Source organism: Pseudalkalibacillus hwajinpoensis, assembly GCF_039851965.1.
Classification (GTDB): domain Bacteria; phylum Bacillota; class Bacilli; order Bacillales; family Guptibacillaceae; genus Guptibacillus; species Guptibacillus hwajinpoensis_E.
The window spans coordinates 355,135-371,373 of the sequence record NZ_CP156674.1 but is presented as its reverse complement, the minus strand read 5'-3'; the positions used below and the strand labels follow the sequence as shown (position 1 = coordinate 371,373).

25 protein-coding genes are annotated in these 16,239 nt (G+C 41.3%); 20 read left to right on the top strand and 5 right to left on the bottom strand.

Annotated elements, in window-relative coordinates; all coding sequences use genetic code 11:
• Nucleotides 1-32 precede the first annotated feature (32 nt).
• Genes phnD through phnC form a run of 3 tightly spaced genes read left to right on the top strand, consistent with a single transcriptional unit; the run spans nucleotide 33 to nucleotide 2,414 of the window.
• Nucleotides 33-917 (top strand): phosphate/phosphite/phosphonate ABC transporter substrate-binding protein, encoded by an 885-nt coding sequence (phnD, locus tag ABFG93_RS01860; RefSeq protein ID WP_431522074.1) that lies wholly within the window; start codon nucleotides 33-35, stop codon nucleotides 915-917.
• Between the two features lie 2 nt (nucleotides 918-919).
• Entirely contained in the window at nucleotides 920-1,672 is a 753-nt protein-coding gene (gene phnE / locus ABFG93_RS01855; protein WP_347550281.1) for a phosphonate ABC transporter, permease protein PhnE, read from the top strand.
• The gene (phnC, locus tag ABFG93_RS01850; RefSeq protein WP_347550280.1) at nucleotides 1,662-2,414 is read left to right on the top strand and encodes a phosphonate ABC transporter ATP-binding protein; all 753 of its coding nucleotides are present in this window, start codon (nucleotides 1,662-1,664) and stop codon (nucleotides 2,412-2,414) included. Before phnE ends, phnC begins: the two co-directional genes overlap by 11 nt.
• 22 nt (nucleotides 2,415-2,436) lie before the next feature.
• Here the strand turns inward: phnC and selD are convergent, their stop codons facing one another.
• Complete coding sequence (selD, locus tag ABFG93_RS01845) at nucleotides 2,437-3,498, bottom strand: selenide, water dikinase SelD (protein ID WP_347550279.1); 1,062 nt, start codon at nucleotides 3,496-3,498, stop codon at nucleotides 2,437-2,439.
• Nucleotides 3,499-3,691: 193 nt separating this feature from the next.
• Here selD and ABFG93_RS01840 point away from each other — a divergent pair, with 193 nt between their 5' ends.
• Complete coding sequence (locus ABFG93_RS01840) at nucleotides 3,692-3,835, top strand: Rdx family protein (protein ID WP_347552723.1); 144 nt, start codon at nucleotides 3,692-3,694, stop codon at nucleotides 3,833-3,835.
• 49 nt (nucleotides 3,836-3,884) lie between these two features.
• On the top strand, nucleotides 3,885-5,279 hold the full coding sequence (gene selA / locus ABFG93_RS01835) for an L-seryl-tRNA(Sec) selenium transferase (protein WP_431522035.1): 1,395 nt from the start codon (nucleotides 3,885-3,887) through the stop codon (nucleotides 5,277-5,279).
• Nucleotides 5,280-5,320: 41 nt separating this feature from the next.
• Here selA and ABFG93_RS01830 read toward each other — a convergent pair whose 3' ends face one another.
• Entirely contained in the window at nucleotides 5,321-5,458 is a 138-nt protein-coding gene (locus tag ABFG93_RS01830; RefSeq protein ID WP_347550277.1) for a small acid-soluble spore protein P, read from the bottom strand.
• Nucleotides 5,459-5,573: 115 nt separating this feature from the next.
• Between ABFG93_RS01830 and ABFG93_RS01825 the strand changes: the two genes are divergently transcribed.
• A complete protein-coding gene (locus tag ABFG93_RS01825) occupies nucleotides 5,574-5,834 on the top strand; it encodes a hypothetical protein (RefSeq protein ID WP_347550276.1) in 261 nt (86 codons plus the stop codon).
• Nucleotides 5,835-5,870: 36 nt separating this feature from the next.
• On the opposite strand, the gene sspO is transcribed toward ABFG93_RS01825, so the two are convergent.
• A complete protein-coding gene (gene sspO / locus ABFG93_RS01820) occupies nucleotides 5,871-6,020 on the bottom strand; it encodes a small acid-soluble spore protein O (protein ID WP_347550275.1) in 150 nt (49 codons plus the stop codon).
• A gap of 190 nt (nucleotides 6,021-6,210) precedes the next feature.
• Between sspO and acnA the strand changes: the two genes are divergently transcribed.
• The 8 genes from acnA (at nucleotide 6,211) to ABFG93_RS01780 (ending at nucleotide 11,822) form a co-directional block, all read left to right on the top strand.
• A complete protein-coding gene (gene acnA / locus ABFG93_RS01815) occupies nucleotides 6,211-8,922 on the top strand; it encodes an aconitate hydratase AcnA (RefSeq protein WP_347550274.1) in 2,712 nt (903 codons plus the stop codon).
• Nucleotides 8,923-9,143: 221 nt separating this feature from the next.
• Nucleotides 9,144-9,272: an FbpB family small basic protein gene (locus ABFG93_RS01810; protein WP_347550273.1), complete on the top strand. Its 129-nt coding sequence runs from the start codon at nucleotides 9,144-9,146 to the stop codon at nucleotides 9,270-9,272.
• A 57-nt stretch (nucleotides 9,273-9,329) separates the two neighbouring features.
• On the top strand, nucleotides 9,330-9,473 hold the full coding sequence (sspN, locus tag ABFG93_RS01805; protein ID WP_347550272.1) for a small acid-soluble spore protein N: 144 nt from the start codon (nucleotides 9,330-9,332) through the stop codon (nucleotides 9,471-9,473).
• Between the two features lie 139 nt (nucleotides 9,474-9,612).
• Nucleotides 9,613-10,134: a hypothetical protein gene (locus ABFG93_RS01800; protein WP_347550271.1), complete on the top strand. Its 522-nt coding sequence runs from the start codon at nucleotides 9,613-9,615 to the stop codon at nucleotides 10,132-10,134.
• Between the two features lie 49 nt (nucleotides 10,135-10,183).
• Complete coding sequence (locus ABFG93_RS01795) at nucleotides 10,184-10,672, top strand: hypothetical protein (protein ID WP_347550270.1); 489 nt, start codon at nucleotides 10,184-10,186, stop codon at nucleotides 10,670-10,672.
• Nucleotides 10,673-10,751: 79 nt separating this feature from the next.
• Entirely contained in the window at nucleotides 10,752-10,967 is a 216-nt protein-coding gene (gene tlp, locus ABFG93_RS01790) for a small acid-soluble spore protein Tlp (RefSeq protein WP_347550269.1), read from the top strand.
• 106 nt (nucleotides 10,968-11,073) lie between these two features.
• Nucleotides 11,074-11,508 carry an acyl-CoA thioesterase gene (locus tag ABFG93_RS01785; RefSeq protein ID WP_347550268.1) on the top strand — a complete coding sequence of 145 codons (435 nt, stop codon included), beginning with the start codon at nucleotides 11,074-11,076 and terminating at the stop codon, nucleotides 11,506-11,508.
• 2 nt (nucleotides 11,509-11,510) lie between these two features.
• The gene (locus ABFG93_RS01780; protein ID WP_347550267.1) at nucleotides 11,511-11,822 is read left to right on the top strand and encodes a hypothetical protein; all 312 of its coding nucleotides are present in this window, start codon (nucleotides 11,511-11,513) and stop codon (nucleotides 11,820-11,822) included.
• Nucleotides 11,823-11,839: 17 nt separating this feature from the next.
• Here the strand turns inward: ABFG93_RS01780 and ABFG93_RS01775 are convergent, their stop codons facing one another.
• Nucleotides 11,840-12,151 (bottom strand): HesB/YadR/YfhF family protein, encoded by a 312-nt coding sequence (locus tag ABFG93_RS01775; protein ID WP_347550266.1) that lies wholly within the window; start codon nucleotides 12,149-12,151, stop codon nucleotides 11,840-11,842.
• Between the two features lie 155 nt (nucleotides 12,152-12,306).
• Here ABFG93_RS01775 and ABFG93_RS01770 point away from each other — a divergent pair, with 155 nt between their 5' ends.
• From ABFG93_RS01770 to ABFG93_RS22995, 6 genes are all read left to right on the top strand, one after another.
• Nucleotides 12,307-13,242 carry a GDSL-type esterase/lipase family protein gene (locus ABFG93_RS01770; RefSeq protein ID WP_347550265.1) on the top strand — a complete coding sequence of 312 codons (936 nt, stop codon included), beginning with the start codon at nucleotides 12,307-12,309 and terminating at the stop codon, nucleotides 13,240-13,242.
• 68 nt (nucleotides 13,243-13,310) lie between these two features.
• Nucleotides 13,311-13,835 (top strand): GDSL-type esterase/lipase family protein, encoded by a 525-nt coding sequence (locus ABFG93_RS01765; protein ID WP_347550264.1) that lies wholly within the window; start codon nucleotides 13,311-13,313, stop codon nucleotides 13,833-13,835.
• A complete protein-coding gene (locus ABFG93_RS23000) occupies nucleotides 13,805-14,140 on the top strand; it encodes a GDSL-type esterase/lipase family protein (RefSeq protein ID WP_431522073.1) in 336 nt (111 codons plus the stop codon). Before ABFG93_RS01765 ends, ABFG93_RS23000 begins: the two co-directional genes overlap by 31 nt.
• Before the next feature lie 16 nt (nucleotides 14,141-14,156).
• Entirely contained in the window at nucleotides 14,157-14,810 is a 654-nt protein-coding gene (locus tag ABFG93_RS01760) for a uracil-DNA glycosylase family protein (RefSeq protein ID WP_347550263.1), read from the top strand.
• A 136-nt stretch (nucleotides 14,811-14,946) separates the two neighbouring features.
• Nucleotides 14,947-15,084 (top strand): hypothetical protein, encoded by a 138-nt coding sequence (locus ABFG93_RS01755; protein WP_347550262.1) that lies wholly within the window; start codon nucleotides 14,947-14,949, stop codon nucleotides 15,082-15,084.
• Between the two features lie 93 nt (nucleotides 15,085-15,177).
• Nucleotides 15,178-15,273: a putative holin-like toxin gene (locus tag ABFG93_RS22995; protein WP_425589651.1), complete on the top strand. Its 96-nt coding sequence runs from the start codon at nucleotides 15,178-15,180 to the stop codon at nucleotides 15,271-15,273.
• A gap of 1 nt (nucleotide 15,274) precedes the next feature.
• On the opposite strand, the gene ABFG93_RS01750 is transcribed toward ABFG93_RS22995, so the two are convergent.
• Nucleotides 15,275-16,165 carry a helix-turn-helix domain-containing protein gene (locus ABFG93_RS01750; RefSeq protein WP_347550261.1) on the bottom strand — a complete coding sequence of 297 codons (891 nt, stop codon included), beginning with the start codon at nucleotides 16,163-16,165 and terminating at the stop codon, nucleotides 15,275-15,277.
• Nucleotides 16,166-16,239 lie beyond the last annotated feature (74 nt).

Sequence of the window (16,239 nt, the reverse complement as noted above, 5' to 3'; positions counted from 1 at the left end):
GAGGAGTGGGAGATTTGAAGAAAGTAATAGTAATGATGATACTCATGCTTGGTTTGCTTGCAGCATGTGGATCGAATGAAGAGAATAATCAAAGTGAAAATGCGGATAAGGCCGAAGTGACAAAGGCGTTTACAATCGGGGTTATTCCAGCCCAAACAGAAGGTGAAATTGAAGAAGCGATGAATAGGCTTCAAGCTGAACTTTCTGAGAAACTTGATCGAGAAGTCGAAATTTCGACCTTCCCTGACTATAACGGTGTTGTGGAAGCCATGAATTACAATCAAATTGATATGGCCTATTTCGGACCACTTACGTATGTGATTGCGCATGAGAAGAGCGGCGCTCAGGCAATCGTAACGCAATTAATAGATGGTGAACCTTTCTATCATTCATACGTGATTACGAATGCAGAAAATGAGTGGGAAACGCTTGATGAATTTCTCGCAGAAAGTGATCAGAACAGCTTTGCGTTTGGAGATCCCAACTCGACGTCTGGATCCCTTATCCCTTCAATTGAACTGCAAGATCGCGGGGTATTTGAAGATCAGGAGAATAACGATTTTAAATCGGTTACCTATACTGGCTCACATGATGCGACTGCGCTATCAGTTCAGAATAAACAGGTGGATGCCGGTGCGATAGATAGTGCCATTTATAATCAGCTTGTCGAATCTGGAAAAGTAGATGGCGATCAGCTTAAGGTAATCTGGGAATCAGAAAAGTTGTTCCAATATCCATGGGCCGTTTCAAAAGACACAGATGAAGAAACGATCACGAAGCTTCAGGATGCTTTCTTATCTATTGAAGATGAAACGATTTTAAATGCCTTTGGGGCTTCAGGATTCACAAAAGCAAGTAACGATGATTATGAAAGCATTCGCAAGGCTGCTGAGAAGCAGGGATTATTAGAAGAGTAGATATGGCCTGGTTTAAATGGAAGCACCTACTCATTTTGATTGGTATGATTGGATTGATGGTATGGAGCGCACAAGTAACTGAATTTGATCTGAGAAAGTTCAGCCAGTTTAGCAATATGGTCGATTTTCTATCGCATTGGTTTCCTCTGAACACAGGTGTTGTACCTGGCGTGGTGAAGGCGAGCCTGGTCACACTTGGGATGGCCTTCCTCGGGAGTTTTGCAGGACTGCTTGTTGCATTACCTGTGAGTCTTCTTGCAGCCAAAAATACAGGGGGACACTTTTACGGGTTTATTCGTATTTTGCTAAGCTTCGTACGATCAATTCCAGAAATTGTTCTTGGGTTAATGTTTTTAACAGTTGTTGGTCCGGGTCCTTTTGCGGCAACGATGGCGATTATTGTTCATAATGCGAGCGTGTTATCAAAACTAATAGCAGAACTCATTGAGGCTGCTGATAAAGGACCACAGGAAGCGATGAAAGCGGTCGGCGCCCGTCCAATAATCGGGGCGCTGTTTTCTATTTTTCCGCAAATCTGGCCAAATGTCCTTTCCCATTACTTTTACCGGTTTGAAGTAGCGATTCGTACATCGCTTATTCTTGGACTTGTTGGTGGGGGAGGTATTGGGCAGCAGCTCTTTATCCATTTCAAAACGTTTCAGTATTCAACAGTTGCCGTCGATGTGATGATCATTATGTTCATTGTAATCGCGGTTGACTTCCTTGGAAGCAGGGTGAGACAGTATGTTATGTGATGAGCTTTTAACAATACAAAAGGGAAATGTCACCTATCAAAATGATGCTGAACCAGCGCTTCATGACGTATCCCTTACGTTTCAGAAAGGGGAATTCGTATGTATCCTCGGCAAGACAGGAGCGGGGAAGTCGACGTTGATTCGAACCTTGAACGGCCTTCAAAAGCTCTCGAGCGGGGATATTTCATATGATGGCACTTCATTCAGTAAGCTTGACCTCGAAGGGTTAAGACTTATTCGGCGGAACATGGGGATGATCTTTCAACATCATCAGCTTATTCCGAGACTTACGGTCCTCCAAAATGTGTATACAGGATTATTTGGTTTCAGATCTGCCTTTCGCAACCTTGCGGGACTTTTTTCAGAAGATGAGAAGAAAATGGCGCAGGACGTGATCGAACAAGTTGAATTGCTCCCTTTTCAAAACCAGCGAGTTGATATGCTAAGCGGTGGGCAGAGGCAGAGAGTGGGCGTTGCAAGAGCACTCGTTCAGACACCTGGGGTTTTTCTTGGTGACGAACCTGTCGCAAGTCTTGATCCAGGCACAGCAAACCGTATTTTTCAGCTGATTGAAAAACTGCATACGGAGCGTCAATTGCTCACGATTATGAATGTCCATGATGTGAAGCTTGCGAGAAGATATGCAACTCGTATTGTGGCGCTTAGAGATGGTGAGGTTGTGTTTGATGGCAAACCGGAAGCACTGACGGAAGAACTTGAAGACATGATTTATAGAATTTAAAAAAAGACGGAAGGGTAGCCCCTTACCGTCTTTTTTTCTTTGTCGCCGTTATGGCTATTTCTTCTTTTTCTTTCACCTTGCCGATGATATGGGCTTGTTTGCCTTTAAGCTCCATACGTTTAGTATATTCGTCTGCTTGCTTCTCAGGAAGACTGATTAAAAGACCACCTGAAGTGACTGCATCGCACAAAATATATTGCTCGATATCACTTAAATTGTCATAGTGAACGGATTCTGAAATCCAACTATGATTCGCTTTTGAGCCGCCTGGAATAAATCCCTGTTCCGCAAGGTCATGTGTTCCATCGAGCACTGGCACTGCATTATAGTCAACATGGATGCTAACATCGCTTCCTGTTGCCATTTCGTAGGCGTGTCCAAGTAAGCCAAAGCCAGTTACATCAGTGACCGCATTTGGTGATAGGCCTGATAGCTCTTCGGCAGCCGTTTTGTTTAACTCGGCCATTGTTTCGGATACAACCTGAAGCTGTTGATCCGATAGTTTGTCCGGTTTAATGGCAGTTGTTTGAATGCCAACCCCAATTGGTTTCGTTAAGACGAGTACATCACCAGCTTTTGCACCGACGTTCATATAGTATTTAGCGGGATGAACAAGTCCAGTGACCGACAAACCAAACTTCGGCTCCTGATCATCGATCGAATGCCCACCAGCGATAACGGCACCAGCTTCTTCTACTTTATCTGCAGCACCCTTTAAAATATCTGCTAAGATATCGGGATCGAGATTTTTAATTGGAAAGCCAACAATATTAAGAACGGTTTTAGGTACACCGCCCATTGCGTAAACGTCGCTCAATGAATTAGCAGCGGCGATTTGGCCAAACATATATGGATCATCAACGATAGGTGTAAAGAAATCTACCGTTTGAATCATCGCAAGTTCATCTGTTAATCGATAAACTCCTGCATCATCGGATGTTTCAACTCCAACAAGTAAATTTGGATCTGTTTTCTTTTTCGGTAAATGACGCAGAACTTGCGTCAGGTCCTCTGGACCAATTTTGCATCCTCAACCACCTTTCGTTGAGAGTGACGTTAATCGGATTTTCTCATGACTCGACATATGACCACCTCCTTAGATGAGTATAAATCTTTTCATGCTTTTTTTGAAATGATATAGTATGTACAACGATCATTTTCTTGAGGAGGCCATTCTTATGAGGTATTCCATATCGATTGAATTTTGCATGCAGTGAAACTACGCACCTAAAGCCGCGAGTTTCGCGGAAGCGTTATTTAACCATTTCAGGCATGAGATCGGAAGCCTTGAACTAATCCCGAGTTCAGGCGGTGCATTTGAAATAACGGTTAATGAAGAAAGCATGCATTCTAAACTAAAAACCGGACAATACCCTGATGTTACTCATTTTATTGAAAAGATGGAGAAAATGAAGATGTAGAAATAGAAAGGCACCCTGAACCGGGTGCCTTTCCTTTCGCCGTTAGGAGATGAAACAAGTGAAATCACTGGCAAGAGAACTACCCCCAGTTTATCAAGTACTGGATGAATTAAAGAGGCAGGTCCCAGAACTTCCGCATAACGTGCAAAAACAAATGATCCAGGATGAAGTGCGTGAGCTTCGAAACAAACTGCTTAATGAATCTTATAAAGGAAGCTCAACCAACCGCATCGAATTCCTAAAGGAAATCATGGAGCAAATTCTAATGAAAGTTGATCAATTATTAACCCCCAATCTGCGATCGGTTATCAATGCGACCGGCGTAGTGCTCCATACAAATCTTGGCAGGTCACGTTTGAGTGAAGCTGCAATCGAGCAAATAGTGGAAGTAGCGAGAGGTTACTCTTCACTTGAGTATAATGTTGACAAAGGGACGAGGGGCTCGCGTCATACAATCGCCGAAAAGTGGATTTGCGATGCAACTGGTGCTGAAGCAGCAATGGTAGTCAATAATAATGCGGCAGCGGTTTATCTGATTCTTAGTGCGCTCGCAAAAGACAAAGAGGTCATAGTATCTCGTGGTGAGCTAGTGGAAATCGGTGGGTCATTTCGCGTGTCTTCGATCATGGAGGAAAGCGGTGCGATGCTTAGAGAAGTAGGAACTACTAACAAAACGCATCGGGCTGATTATGAACGGACAATTCATGAAGACACTGCAATGGTGATGAAGGTCCATCGCAGTAATTTTACGATGGTCGGTTTTACAGCAGAGGTCAATCGTGAAGACTTATCTGATATCGCCAAAAGGCATAACGTTATTTATTATGAAGATTTAGGGAGCGGCGCTTTATTTAATTATCGTGAGTACGGGATCGGGCAGGAGCCAACAGTTAGGGAAACGCTTGAAGCGGGTGTAGATATCGTTTCATTCAGTGGAGATAAGCTCCTTGGAGGACCTCAGGCAGGCATTATAGCTGGTAAGAAAGAATTCATCCAGAAATTAAAAACAAATCAGCTTGCGCGAGTTTTGCGCGTTGATAAATTTACTCTCGCCGCTCTTGAAGCGACATTAAAACAGTATATTTTTGGAAATGAGAAGGAAATTCCGGCAATTCGTGACTTATTACAAGGAGCGGATGAAATCGGACAGCGTGCAAAAAATTTCCAAGAAAAGCTTCATTCTTGGCCGACAACCTATACGACAGAAGTCTTCATAGGAACGTCTCAAGTTGGTGGAGGAACGATGCCAGCAGTTGAACTTTCAACGTCTCTGCTGTCAATTACGTTACCATCGAAAACAGCGAGCGAGTTAGAACATCTGTTGAGAAGATGGGAAGTCCCAATAATAACGCGGATTAAGGATGAGCGTGTACTAATTGACTTACGAACGGTAACTGAAGCGGAAGAGGAGGAAATTTTTAAAGCACTAATCGATCTTGCATAAGAAACGGCGGCCATCAGGGCCGCCGTTTTTATTAAAATGATTTAAAATCCTTCACCGTTTTTCTGCCTTGTATGGTTTCTGTTCTTCACTTTGTGAGAGCCCTTCATTGGTTCAGGCTGTCCCGTTTTTCCTTTAGGAGCATTTTTGCGGATGTCTTTAAATGTATTGCTTTCAGTCATGATCATCCCTCCTTATCCTTTTTAGTATTTGCGTTAAGCCCCGAGATATACACGAATAGGAGAACTTTCACTGGTTACACTATGGTGAAAGCAGAAGAAAAGGAGGGGTGGTTTCATGCCATACGAAAAAAATAAACAGCAGGCATTTCAAGCTGCTCAGCAAGGCTATGAACAGGCAGTAGATGCAAAGAAAGAAATTATCGTTAGCAGCAGTGGCTATGGAAAAGACATAAAGCATTTGCAACAGGAAGTTGGCGAAGCAAAGATGCAAATTGAGAATGCACTCGAGAATGCCTCTGAACACCAGCGTGCACAGCTTCTTCAGTTTCAGCAGGATTTGCAGTCAATCGAAGCGGAAATGAACGAGGATATCTGATGAAAACCCGTCATCAAAGGATGACGGGTTTCTATGCTACTGGCGCTTTTTCGTCTTTTTGTTATATTGACGTTGCTCTGCTGTCAGATGCTCATGTGCATATTCATTATCATATCCGGCTCCGTTCCCCTGTGCATCGGCATCATTCATCTCTGGACGAACACCGTTTGCTTTTCGCTTTCCCATTATGATCACCTCCCATCTTTATTTTCTCCTGAAGGGGTGAAATTATGTGGTGATAAGCTGGTCTTATGGAGTATAATAACAATCTTGTTATTTACTTATGTTTAGAAATTTACTAAACTGGATAAAGGGAAGTTGAAAACGTTTTTTTCGACATCCGCTGTGTAATGCAATTTGGAGGAGGGAACTACATATGGCTAATCATGAACTTTATAATTCAAAAGCAACATTCGATGCCAATGGTAAATCATATTCCTTCTATCGTCTTCAGGCGTTAGAAGAAGCAGGCATTGCAAAAGTAAGCAAGCTCCCTTATACGATTAAGATTTTGCTTGAATCTGTTTTGCGACAGTATGACGGTAAGGTAATTAAAGAAGAGCATATTGAGAATCTCGCTAAATGGGGAACTAGCGAGCAGAATAAAGATATCGACGTACCATTCAAACCTTCTAGAGTTATTCTTCAAGATTTCACAGGAGTACCAGCTGTTGTTGACCTTGCGTCACTTCGTAAAGCGATGGCTGATATCGGTGGAGACCCGGACAAAATCAATCCAGAAATTCCAGTTGACCTTGTCATTGACCACTCTGTACAGGTTGATAAATATGCATCAGATGATGCACTTGAATTTAATATGAACAAAGAATTTGAACGTAACCTTGAACGTTACAAGTTTCTGAAGTGGGCGCAGGATTCTTTTGATAACTATCGTGCAGTCCCGCCAGCAACAGGTATTGTACACCAGGTAAACCTTGAGTACGTAGCAAACGTAGTTCAAGAAAATACGGTAGACGGTGAAAACGTTGCCTATCCAGACACGTTGTTTGGAACAGACTCCCATACGACGATGATCAACGGGCTTGGCGTCCTTGGGTGGGGTGTAGGTGGTATTGAAGCTGAAGCAGGTATGCTTGGTCAGCCTTCTTACTTCCCTGTACCTGAAGTTATAGGGGTGAAGCTAATTGGAGAACTGCCAAGCGGAACAACAGCAACTGACCTTGCACTTAAAGTAACTCAGCTTCTTCGTGAGAAGAAAGTTGTTGGTAAGTTTGTTGAATTCTTCGGTCCTGGTCTATCAGGCATGCCGCTTGCTGACCGTGCGACGATTTCAAACATGGCACCTGAGCAGGGATCTACTTGTAGTTTCTTCCCGGTTGATGAAGAAGCACTTGAGTACATGCGCCTTACTGGTCGTTCTGAAGAGCACATTAACCTTGTGCGTGAATATTCCATTGCAAACGGGTTATTCTATAGGCCTGAATCAGAAGATCCTGATTTCTCAAGCGTAGTTGAACTTGATCTTGGAACAGTTGAGCCAAGTCTTGCAGGACCAAAGCGTCCACAGGATTTGATTCTGCTGTCTGATATGAAAGAACAGTTCAATAAAGCTCTTGTAGCACCAGCTGGTAACCAGGGGCTTGGCATGGATAAAAAGGAAATCAAGAAAGAAGCGGTTGTGAAGTTTAACGATGGCAGAGAAGTAACGATGAAAACAGGTGCTGTGGCAATTGCTGCGATTACAAGCTGTACGAACACATCTAACCCTTCTGTTATGCTTGGTGCAGCGCTTCTAGCGAAGAAAGCTGTTGAAAAAGGACTTAAAGTTCCTGATTATGTAAAAACAAGTCTTGCGCCTGGATCCAAAGTGGTAACAGATTACCTTGATAAATCAGGTTTAATGCCTTATTTAAGAGACCTTGGTTTCCACCTTGTTGGGTATGGCTGTACAACATGTATCGGTAACTCCGGACCTCTTAAAGAGGAAATTGAAGATGCAATCGCGAAAAGCGACCTTACAGTAACTTCTGTTCTTTCTGGTAACCGTAACTTTGAAGGACGCATCCACCCGCTTGTGAAAGCCAACTATCTTGCATCACCACCGCTTGTTGTGGCTTATGCACTTGCTGGTACAGTTAACTTTGATCTTCATTCTGAATCATTCGGAAAAGACAAAGACGGCAACGATGTATTCTTAAAAGACCTCTGGCCATCACCTGAGGAAGTGAAGCAGGCAGTGGCAGAGACAGTTACACCAGAAATGTTTAAGCGTCAGTACAAAACAGTATTTGATGAAAATAAACGCTGGAATGAACTCGAAACAAGTGAAGGAGATCTTTATAAATGGGATGATGAGTCCACTTATATTCAGAACCCTCCTTTCTTCGAAAATCTTTCTAAAGATCCAGAAGACATTCATGAGTTGAAAGACCTGAGAGCAATCGCGAAATTTGGCGATTCGGTTACTACGGACCATATTTCTCCAGCTGGGGCTATTGCTAAAGAAATGCCTGCAGGACAGTACCTGCAAGAAAATGGCGTTCGTCCAATTGACTTTAACTCATATGGCTCACGTCGTGGTAATCACGAAGTTATGATGCGCGGTACGTTTGGTAACATTCGAATCCGTAACGAAATTGCACCGGGAACTGAAGGCGGCTGGACTACGTACTGGAACACAGACAAAGTGATGCCAATTTACGATGCTGCAATGAAATATAAAGAAGATGGAACTGGTCTTGTTGTTCTTGCTGGTAAAGACTACGGCATGGGAAGCTCACGTGACTGGGCTGCTAAAGGAACAAACCTTCTTGGAATTAAAACCGTTATTGCGGAAAGCTATGAAAGAATTCACCGCAGTAATCTTGTTCTAATGGGTGTCCTTCCACTTCAATTCAGAGATGGCGAGAATGCTGATACGTATAACCTGACTGGTAAAGAAACGTTTGCTGTTGAAATTACAGAAAACGTGAAACCACGCGATGAAATTAACGTTACGGCTACATCTCCTGATGGCGAAAAGCAGACATTTAAAGTTCTTGCTCGCTTTGACAGTGAAGTTGAAATTGACTACTACCGTCACGGCGGAATCCTTCAAATGGTTCTTCGAGACAAAATTGCAAATTAATTAATACAAAAAAGGTGTCCTTTTAGGGGCATCTTTTTTGTGTGTTTTTGTGGTATTAATTGAAACCGTGCTATTTAGCTTAATCAAATGAAACCCCGGTTCCACTCGATATAGAAATAATAATAGTAAAAAGAATAAACAAAAAAATCCGAATATGTAATAAGTTTCGAGAAAACGGGAATACTGCCCATAAAGAAGTTCGTTTAAGAAAGGAGACCAATATGAGAAGAGCCAAAAAAGTTACGTTTAAAGAACTTGTCATGCAAAACAAGCTAGAGCTAATGAACGATAAGAAAGCGATTGAACGGATCGAAGACAAATTCGAACAAAAACACGCTAAAAATCTATAAGAAAATAGATATTTCTCCTTTAGTTGCACAGCATAAGAGGTAAAGGAGGAGTTCTAGATGAGCAATCCAAAACGATTTCCAAAGTCATTTAAGCCAAACCATCTTGCTTCAGTAAATCCAGAAGCAGAGGGGAACAAAGGGAAGAAAATGCAAACAAAAGGGAATCTTGAACCTGACTATGTTCCACCTAAAGGGAAGTAACCTGAAAACACAACCAGAAAGGCAACTACTTTCTGGTTTATTTCAATTTTAACAAGTTCTTTGCAATTCATGTAAAGCTGTCTGAAAGAGATCAGGGAGTTCGAATCTTTAAGCAAGATACGTTTTCGGGGGGACCAATATGACAATAACAGCAAGAATCGAACCTATTTCAGCGTTTGTAGATATCGGACCGAGTAAAGACCGATTAATCAAGCAACTTGACATCAAAATGCAGCAAATGGGGTACCTTGTACCTTATCGGGAAGAGCTCAACTGGGATAAAGCGATCGCAAGCCTTGAACTCGGAGAATCGCAAACGCTTCACCAATTAAAGAAAGCGGCGGCCAAAAATGATCGTGTGCTGCTTGTTTTTGCGAAATGGTTTAAAGGTACAATCTTCCAGCACTTAATCCTTCACCCGAACCATACTGGTATCTATCTCCCTTTTCGATTTGATGAGCCCTTCACAATTGAAGTGGAAGGACATAAAATCTGGATCGGATCATCTGTAAGGCTTCTTGAAGAATTATCATGGCTCCAGATCAGCTTTGATCAGGGGAATCATGAGGAGCATGTTAAAGAATACTGGCAGAACCTTAAAGAAATTACTAAGAAGAGTGTTGATTACATGAGCCCGATTATTTTTGAAGAAGCCAATTAGAAGATTTTAGCAGAGGTAAAAGGGGTATGGATCTATAAGGTGGGTGATAGTGTTGGATCGAACTATGTTAGGCAGTGCTATTTATCGCATGCTAGAAGAAACGGGGCCGCCATATGGATGTGGAACGGCGGCGATAACAGGAGGTTTTGCTGCGAGACTGGCGGTAATGAGTCTTACGATTTCAGACATTGAACATGAATTACATGACGTGCCGAGAACCTTCTTTCTTTTGTGTGATGAAGATAACCAGGAGTTTAAGGCGTATCTTGAAGGTGAAGATGAGCAGTCATTAAATGACGTTCCTTTACGACTTCTAGAATGCTCTTATCGACTACTCGTTGATTTATCTTCTTATGAAAATCGCATACAAAATAATGTTGTTGTCGATTATCGTATGGGAATCAGACTACTAAAACAGGTTTTTACAGCCGCTGAAAATATTTTATTATCAAATGGCTGTAGCGCAGAGATCCGAAAAGATATGCTTTATTATGAAGGGAAATTAGCTGGAGCGCTGCCAAAAAGTTTGCAGTTCTGATGGTTTTTAAGCATAGGTGACCCTCTCTTCAGACATACTAGAGGCGTAACATGTTTGAATAAATTAGGGAGGGCACAATATGAAATCAAACCCAGATGATCGCAGAGACAACGCAGGGAAGTTACAGCGAATGGTACAGGATACGATCGAAAATATACACGATGCAGAAGCATCGCTTGAATTGACGGATAGCGACCTACAAAAGAAGCTAATTAAGGAAAAAAATCATCGCCGTGAAGAGAGCATTGAAGCAATGCGTAATGAAATCAAAGACGAAGCAAACAATCAGCAGTAAAGTAAAAGACTGAATAGCGTCCAGCTATTCAGTCTTTCTGCTTCATGATTGGCAGGCGATGTATGGTAGAATAATACTGACATCGCGTGCAAGAGGAGGAATAGTTATGTACATAGCCACAACACCAGTTGAGGTTCGCTATGGTGAAACGGATCAAATGGGCGTCGTATATCACGCTAATTATTTAATCTGGTTTGAAATTGGACGGACCGCACTTATAAATGATTTAGGTTTTAAGTATGCTGATATGGAGAGAGAAGGAATTCTTTCGCCAGTCGTTGATATTAAAGCAAGCTACAAACATCCGGTTCGTTATGGAGATGACGTTACCATAAAAACGTGGGTAGAGAATTATAACGGCATTAGGGTTACATACGGTTATGAAGTCATGAGCGGAGACGAGCTTTGTGTAACTGGTGAATCGGTTCATACGTGCGTTAAGAAAGACACATTCAAACCCGTTTCTATTCGAAGAAAATTTCCAGAATGGCATCAAGCGTATGAAGAAGTGAAGAAAAAAACAGTAGCGGAACGAGCGTAACGATGGCATTTGGATTATCGAAGAGCGAATTAAATGAATGGAAAGAAAAGGTATCAGCGGGGGAAGTAGATTTTTTAACACATTTCTGGTATGATCCACGTTTTCCGGAATACAAGACAGTTACAAAAGCGGGTTGTAGTGACATTCAGAAACTTGCTGACTGGGGGAAAAAATATGGTTTTAAGCGCGAATGGATGCACAATCGCACAATGTTCCCGCATTTTGATTTACTTGGAAATGAACAGATTCGTGTTTTGGAATTGGAAGGACTGGATTCCCACATTAAGCGGTTTAACCTACGTCCTGAGGGCTAAAAGAAACGCGAAAGCATTTAAGCTTTCGCGTTTTCAGATTTATTACCGTGTACAAATTCGATTTCATCTTTATTCCTGCTGAATTTAACTGTAAAATCCAGTTCTTCGAAGAACCAGATATCCTTTTGTTCTACAAAAAAGGTGATACCTTCTTCTTCGGTTTGCAAGGCAGGTTCAGAAGGCTCTTCAACTGTCATGCCAAGAGAAAAACCGTCCTGCACAGTGCTGCATCCTCCAACGCGAACAAAGAAGCGAAGATGGTCTCCTTTCTCAAGATCCATTTCCCGCTTGAACCAGTTCATAGCTGGTTTTGTAATTGTCATTTTCATCTAATCATTCCCCCCTTGCCGAACGAGACGCTTCCCTTCTATTATAAAGAAGAAAGCTTAACATGCAAAAAGAAAACATTCATGAATTTTCGTATGAACTGTTAGATCTTCATACAATAAGGGTATAAAGAGAAGTGAAATGAGGAGGTTTTTGAATGAAAAAACAGAGAATATGGCTGTTTTTATTCCTCATTCTTGCTGGGGGTATTCTTCTAAGTGTGAAACCAATAATGGAGTACCGCAGTCAGCGTTTGAATGAAATAAAGCAAGCTGCATCTATGATGGACATGAATGAAGCACCTAACGATACGGTGATTTCATCCATTGCAAAGAAGAACGATACGAAAGGGACGGTCGTTACACCTGAAGTTTCGGGTGAAAAGACTAAAGAAGTGAAAACCGTTTCGAAATCAATGGAAGAAGCTACGAAAGAAGCGGATATGACAATGATCGGTCTTGGAGATTCACTTACAAAAGGCAGTGGTGATTCGACGGACCTCGGGTATATTGGCCGACTGGCTGAAAATATTGAGAAAGAAACAGATACTTCGATCCTGGTTCAGAATTATGCGGTTCACGGGAGGCAAACGCCTAAATTATATAAAATGCTAAAAGAAAAAAATGTAGAAAAATCTCTCTTTGAAGCTGATGTCATTGTGATGAGTATCGGTGGCAATGATCTCATGAAAGTGGTTAAAGATCATTTTCTTGATTTACAAATGGATGTCTTTCAAAAGGAGCAAACCAGCTACGTCGAGCGATTGGATTTGATTATGAATCGAATAAGAAGCATAAATTCTGAAGCACCAATTTTATTTATTGGCCTTTATAATCCATTATTAGAAAATTTCCAATCTGTCACTGAAATTGATCAAATTGTCCAGAGATGGAACGACGCAACGCAAAACACTGTGGAAAAAGATGGTAATACCACTTTCGTTCCCGTTTATGAATTGTTTCAGTCGGTAGATGAAAACCTGTTTTTTGAAGACGGCTTTCATCCAAATGATCAGGGATACGAATTAATGGCAAGACAAATTCAGTATCGCCTAAAACAGGATAATCTCGTTGAAGAAATTCCTTTTGAATAGCGAATGTACGCCTTTGTTCCGGTTTGATAGAATAGTAGTAACACACGGTTAAGTAAAGGAAAATGACTATGAGAAAAATGTGGAAGCTACTTCTCGTCTTAATAGCCATCATCGTGATCGGCACGACGGGTACGATAACTTATTTGTATGTGAAACCAGGGGCACTACCTGAATTCACTGATGCCCTTCCAGTCGGTGAAACAGTGCAAGAATCAGTCGAAGAAGAAGACATAACACCTGCTGAACCTGAGCGTGTCAACGTTGTCGGTCTTGGAGATTCTTTAACCAAGGGCGTTGGGGATAGAGATAGACAGGGATATATCGGTTATGTGAGTAATCGTTATTTTGAAGCTGATCAGAATCATGACGTCACCATTACCAATTATGCAATAACCGGGAATGAAACCGAAGATCTATTAAAAAGACTTGATGACAAAGTAGTAAAAGAAAGCATTCAGGAAGCGGACTATATTTTTCTAACAATTGGTGGAAATGACCTGTTTGGCGTTGTGAAGAATCATTTCTTAAATCTTGATCAACAGTATTTTGCTTTACAAAAGAAATCTATCTTGAAAATTTATCGAAAGGGTTAAAAGAGGTTAGAGAACTAAATAAAGAGGCGCCAATTTATTTTCTCGGCTTATTTAATCCTTTTTCAAAAGCATTTGGGGACATCCCTGAAATCGATGGCATCGTTAAAGAATGGAACGAAGGAAGTAAAGAGATTGCCAGTCAATATCATGATGTTACGTTTGTCCCAATTGCTGATATCTTTTTAGACACGGAGGAGAATCTCTTATATAAGGATGCTTTTCATCCTAATGATGAAGGGTATGACTTGATGGGCAATCGTGTTGTTTATTACTTGAAAGAAAACAAAGTAGTCGTAAACCAGTGAAGGCAGGGATCTTATTTTGAAAGATGTCCATACGTATGAAAAAGAATATAATGCGTTAGCTGAGCGATATGAAGTGAAGGGCGTCATTACCCCAAAAACGAAACTCATTTTCATTCTTGAGTCGCCACATGTCGCGGAGATAAAGAATGGTGTGCCTGTTGCAGGTCCATCAGGGTCCACGATGTCGAAGAAATTGTTTGGTGAAGAATATGCCAACCCGCTTGGTCTTCTTCTCAAGAAACATCAGGAAGAGAACATCGAACGACCTTCTCTTGACGTTGTAGGATTATTGAATGTATGTAACATTCCAATGCAAAAACGGCCATATAGCGCGGAGGATCTGCAGGGAAATCATGAGCTCCTTGAACGGTTTGAGTCGATTCGAAAAGCCAATCAAAAAACGCAGTTTAAAGATCAAGAGTTAAATCTAGTACAGCAGTTTATTTTGGAAAAATTTCAGCTTCGTCTTAAGAACCTGACTACCCGTGAAGTTACTCTTGTGCCGTGTGGGAGATTTGCTCAGAAGTTCTTTCGTCTTGCCGATGTATCAAGCGATAGATGGACAATTGTTGATGATGTTCCACATCCATCCTATAACTCGTGGAGTCGTGAGCGCTACAAGAAGGCAATCGATAGGGTACTCGTTGAATTAAATCGTCATAAAGTATAAGGATGTTTATGAATTGAATTAGAAAAGCCTCGTTCCTCTGGAATGAGGCTTTTTGCATATAGTAAATGACTTTGCAAGCCAAATGCATAAATATTGGGATCGTTGTAATATAAGTGTAATAAATGGAGGTGATCAAATGAAAAAATGGGCAGCACTACTAATCGTTTCGATTGTCCTTTTTGGTGGATACAGCGTTACACCCGTTACCTCTGCTGATATGTTGCAGTCAACAAACTATAGCCAACAGGATGAAGATTTACCTTACTGCCATTAATTAATGAAAAGGGGTTTGATGTGTGCTTGTACCTTGCCAGGTAATTTTAACAAATATGAACAGTCCTTGAATAAGTGGAGAGGAGGATATGCTATGGAAGAACTCACATTGTTCATCACAGCAGGACTATTCTTCGTATCACTATTTAATTTCATTGTGATCTTAATAGAAAAAACAAAGCACAAATAAATCATGCTTTATGAAGCATCATTCCGATTTTTCTAGCATACTGGTCAACATGGGTTTTAAAAACATGATTTTGATCAAGCTCAAAAATTGTAGAAGCAGTAGCGAGATACTCAGAAGCGAGCTCATGCTTTCCAAGTAAGTAATGAAGCTTGCCGCACTGGTAGCTAAGCTCACCAAATAAATAAAGTCGTTGTTTCTCACGGCATAAGAGAAACCCTTCCCTTGAGATAGATAATGCCTTCTCATACTTTTGGCAGGAAGAGAGTGCTTTTGCGTAATTATAATAAAGTCGGATTTCGATTGTTTCATCATTAATAATAGGGAAAAATCGGACATGGTAGAGTGCTTTATGAAACAATGGTAGGGCCTGGTCCCAATCTTTTTCTTCACTATATAGAATAGCCATACTAATTAGTATTTCTATTTCTCGTTCAGAAAAATTTTTAGACGTGGTTTTGGTATACTGAAGCGCTTTATTGAGAAGTTCAAGAGCAGCTGTTGAATCATGACTTAAGTAGTACATGCAAATCGCCTGATGCCAGAGATAGAACTGCTTGTTTTTGACGGTTTTAAAAAGGGGGTTCGACTTTTCTCCCTCGAGAATGTTGGCCACTTCATGGTATTCACGATGTTTAATATGTCGCCTTACCTGACGAATCACTTCGTTCACGTAATCCAGGCGAGGCGTTTCCCTCATGTGGAAGAAGTAATTAATATCTACCCCAAGTCTTGAAGCAAGTTGATAGAGTAACTCAGCTGAAGGAGAAACAGTGTTCGTTTCGATTTGACTAATTAATGCCTGTGTACAGATGCCATCCGACAGATCGGCCTGCGAAAGTCCAAGGTACAAACGAAGTTCCTTCATAGAAGATCCGAGTGTATCCTGACGCACCTGCAATCCCCCTTTTTTTCCTTTAATTATATCATGCACATACATATATTGTAATTAATGATGTTCATAATATT

Excerpts from the sequence above, each read along its gene's own strand:
- phnD (WP_431522074.1), top strand. The coding sequence starts at position 33 with ATGATGATACTCATGCTTGGTTTGCTTGCAGCATGTGGATCGAATGAA.
- phnE (WP_347550281.1), top strand. The coding sequence starts at position 920 with ATGGCCTGGTTTAAATGGAAGCACCTACTCATTTTGATTGGTATGATT.
- phnC (WP_347550280.1), top strand. The coding sequence starts at position 1,662 with ATGTTATGTGATGAGCTTTTAACAATACAAAAGGGAAATGTCACCTAT.
- selA (WP_431522035.1), top strand. The coding sequence starts at position 3,885 with ATGAAACAAGTGAAATCACTGGCAAGAGAACTACCCCCAGTTTATCAA.
- ABFG93_RS01830 (WP_347550277.1), bottom strand. The coding sequence starts at position 5,458 with ATGACTGAAAGCAATACATTTAAAGACATCCGCAAAAATGCTCCTAAA.
- ABFG93_RS01825 (WP_347550276.1), top strand. The coding sequence starts at position 5,574 with ATGCCATACGAAAAAAATAAACAGCAGGCATTTCAAGCTGCTCAGCAA.
- sspO (WP_347550275.1), bottom strand. The coding sequence starts at position 6,020 with ATGGGAAAGCGAAAAGCAAACGGTGTTCGTCCAGAGATGAATGATGCC.
- acnA (WP_347550274.1), top strand. The coding sequence starts at position 6,211 with ATGGCTAATCATGAACTTTATAATTCAAAAGCAACATTCGATGCCAAT.
- ABFG93_RS01810 (WP_347550273.1), top strand. The coding sequence starts at position 9,144 with ATGAGAAGAGCCAAAAAAGTTACGTTTAAAGAACTTGTCATGCAAAAC.
- sspN (WP_347550272.1), top strand. The coding sequence starts at position 9,330 with ATGAGCAATCCAAAACGATTTCCAAAGTCATTTAAGCCAAACCATCTT.
- ABFG93_RS01800 (WP_347550271.1), top strand. The coding sequence starts at position 9,613 with ATGACAATAACAGCAAGAATCGAACCTATTTCAGCGTTTGTAGATATC.
- tlp (WP_347550269.1), top strand. The coding sequence starts at position 10,752 with ATGAAATCAAACCCAGATGATCGCAGAGACAACGCAGGGAAGTTACAG.
- ABFG93_RS01785 (WP_347550268.1), top strand. The coding sequence starts at position 11,074 with ATGTACATAGCCACAACACCAGTTGAGGTTCGCTATGGTGAAACGGAT.
- ABFG93_RS01780 (WP_347550267.1), top strand. The coding sequence starts at position 11,511 with ATGGCATTTGGATTATCGAAGAGCGAATTAAATGAATGGAAAGAAAAG.
- ABFG93_RS01775 (WP_347550266.1), bottom strand. The coding sequence starts at position 12,151 with ATGAAAATGACAATTACAAAACCAGCTATGAACTGGTTCAAGCGGGAA.
- ABFG93_RS01770 (WP_347550265.1), top strand. The coding sequence starts at position 12,307 with ATGAAAAAACAGAGAATATGGCTGTTTTTATTCCTCATTCTTGCTGGG.
- ABFG93_RS01765 (WP_347550264.1), top strand. The coding sequence starts at position 13,311 with ATGAGAAAAATGTGGAAGCTACTTCTCGTCTTAATAGCCATCATCGTG.
- ABFG93_RS01755 (WP_347550262.1), top strand. The coding sequence starts at position 14,947 with ATGAAAAAATGGGCAGCACTACTAATCGTTTCGATTGTCCTTTTTGGT.
- ABFG93_RS22995 (WP_425589651.1), top strand. The coding sequence starts at position 15,178 with ATGGAAGAACTCACATTGTTCATCACAGCAGGACTATTCTTCGTATCA.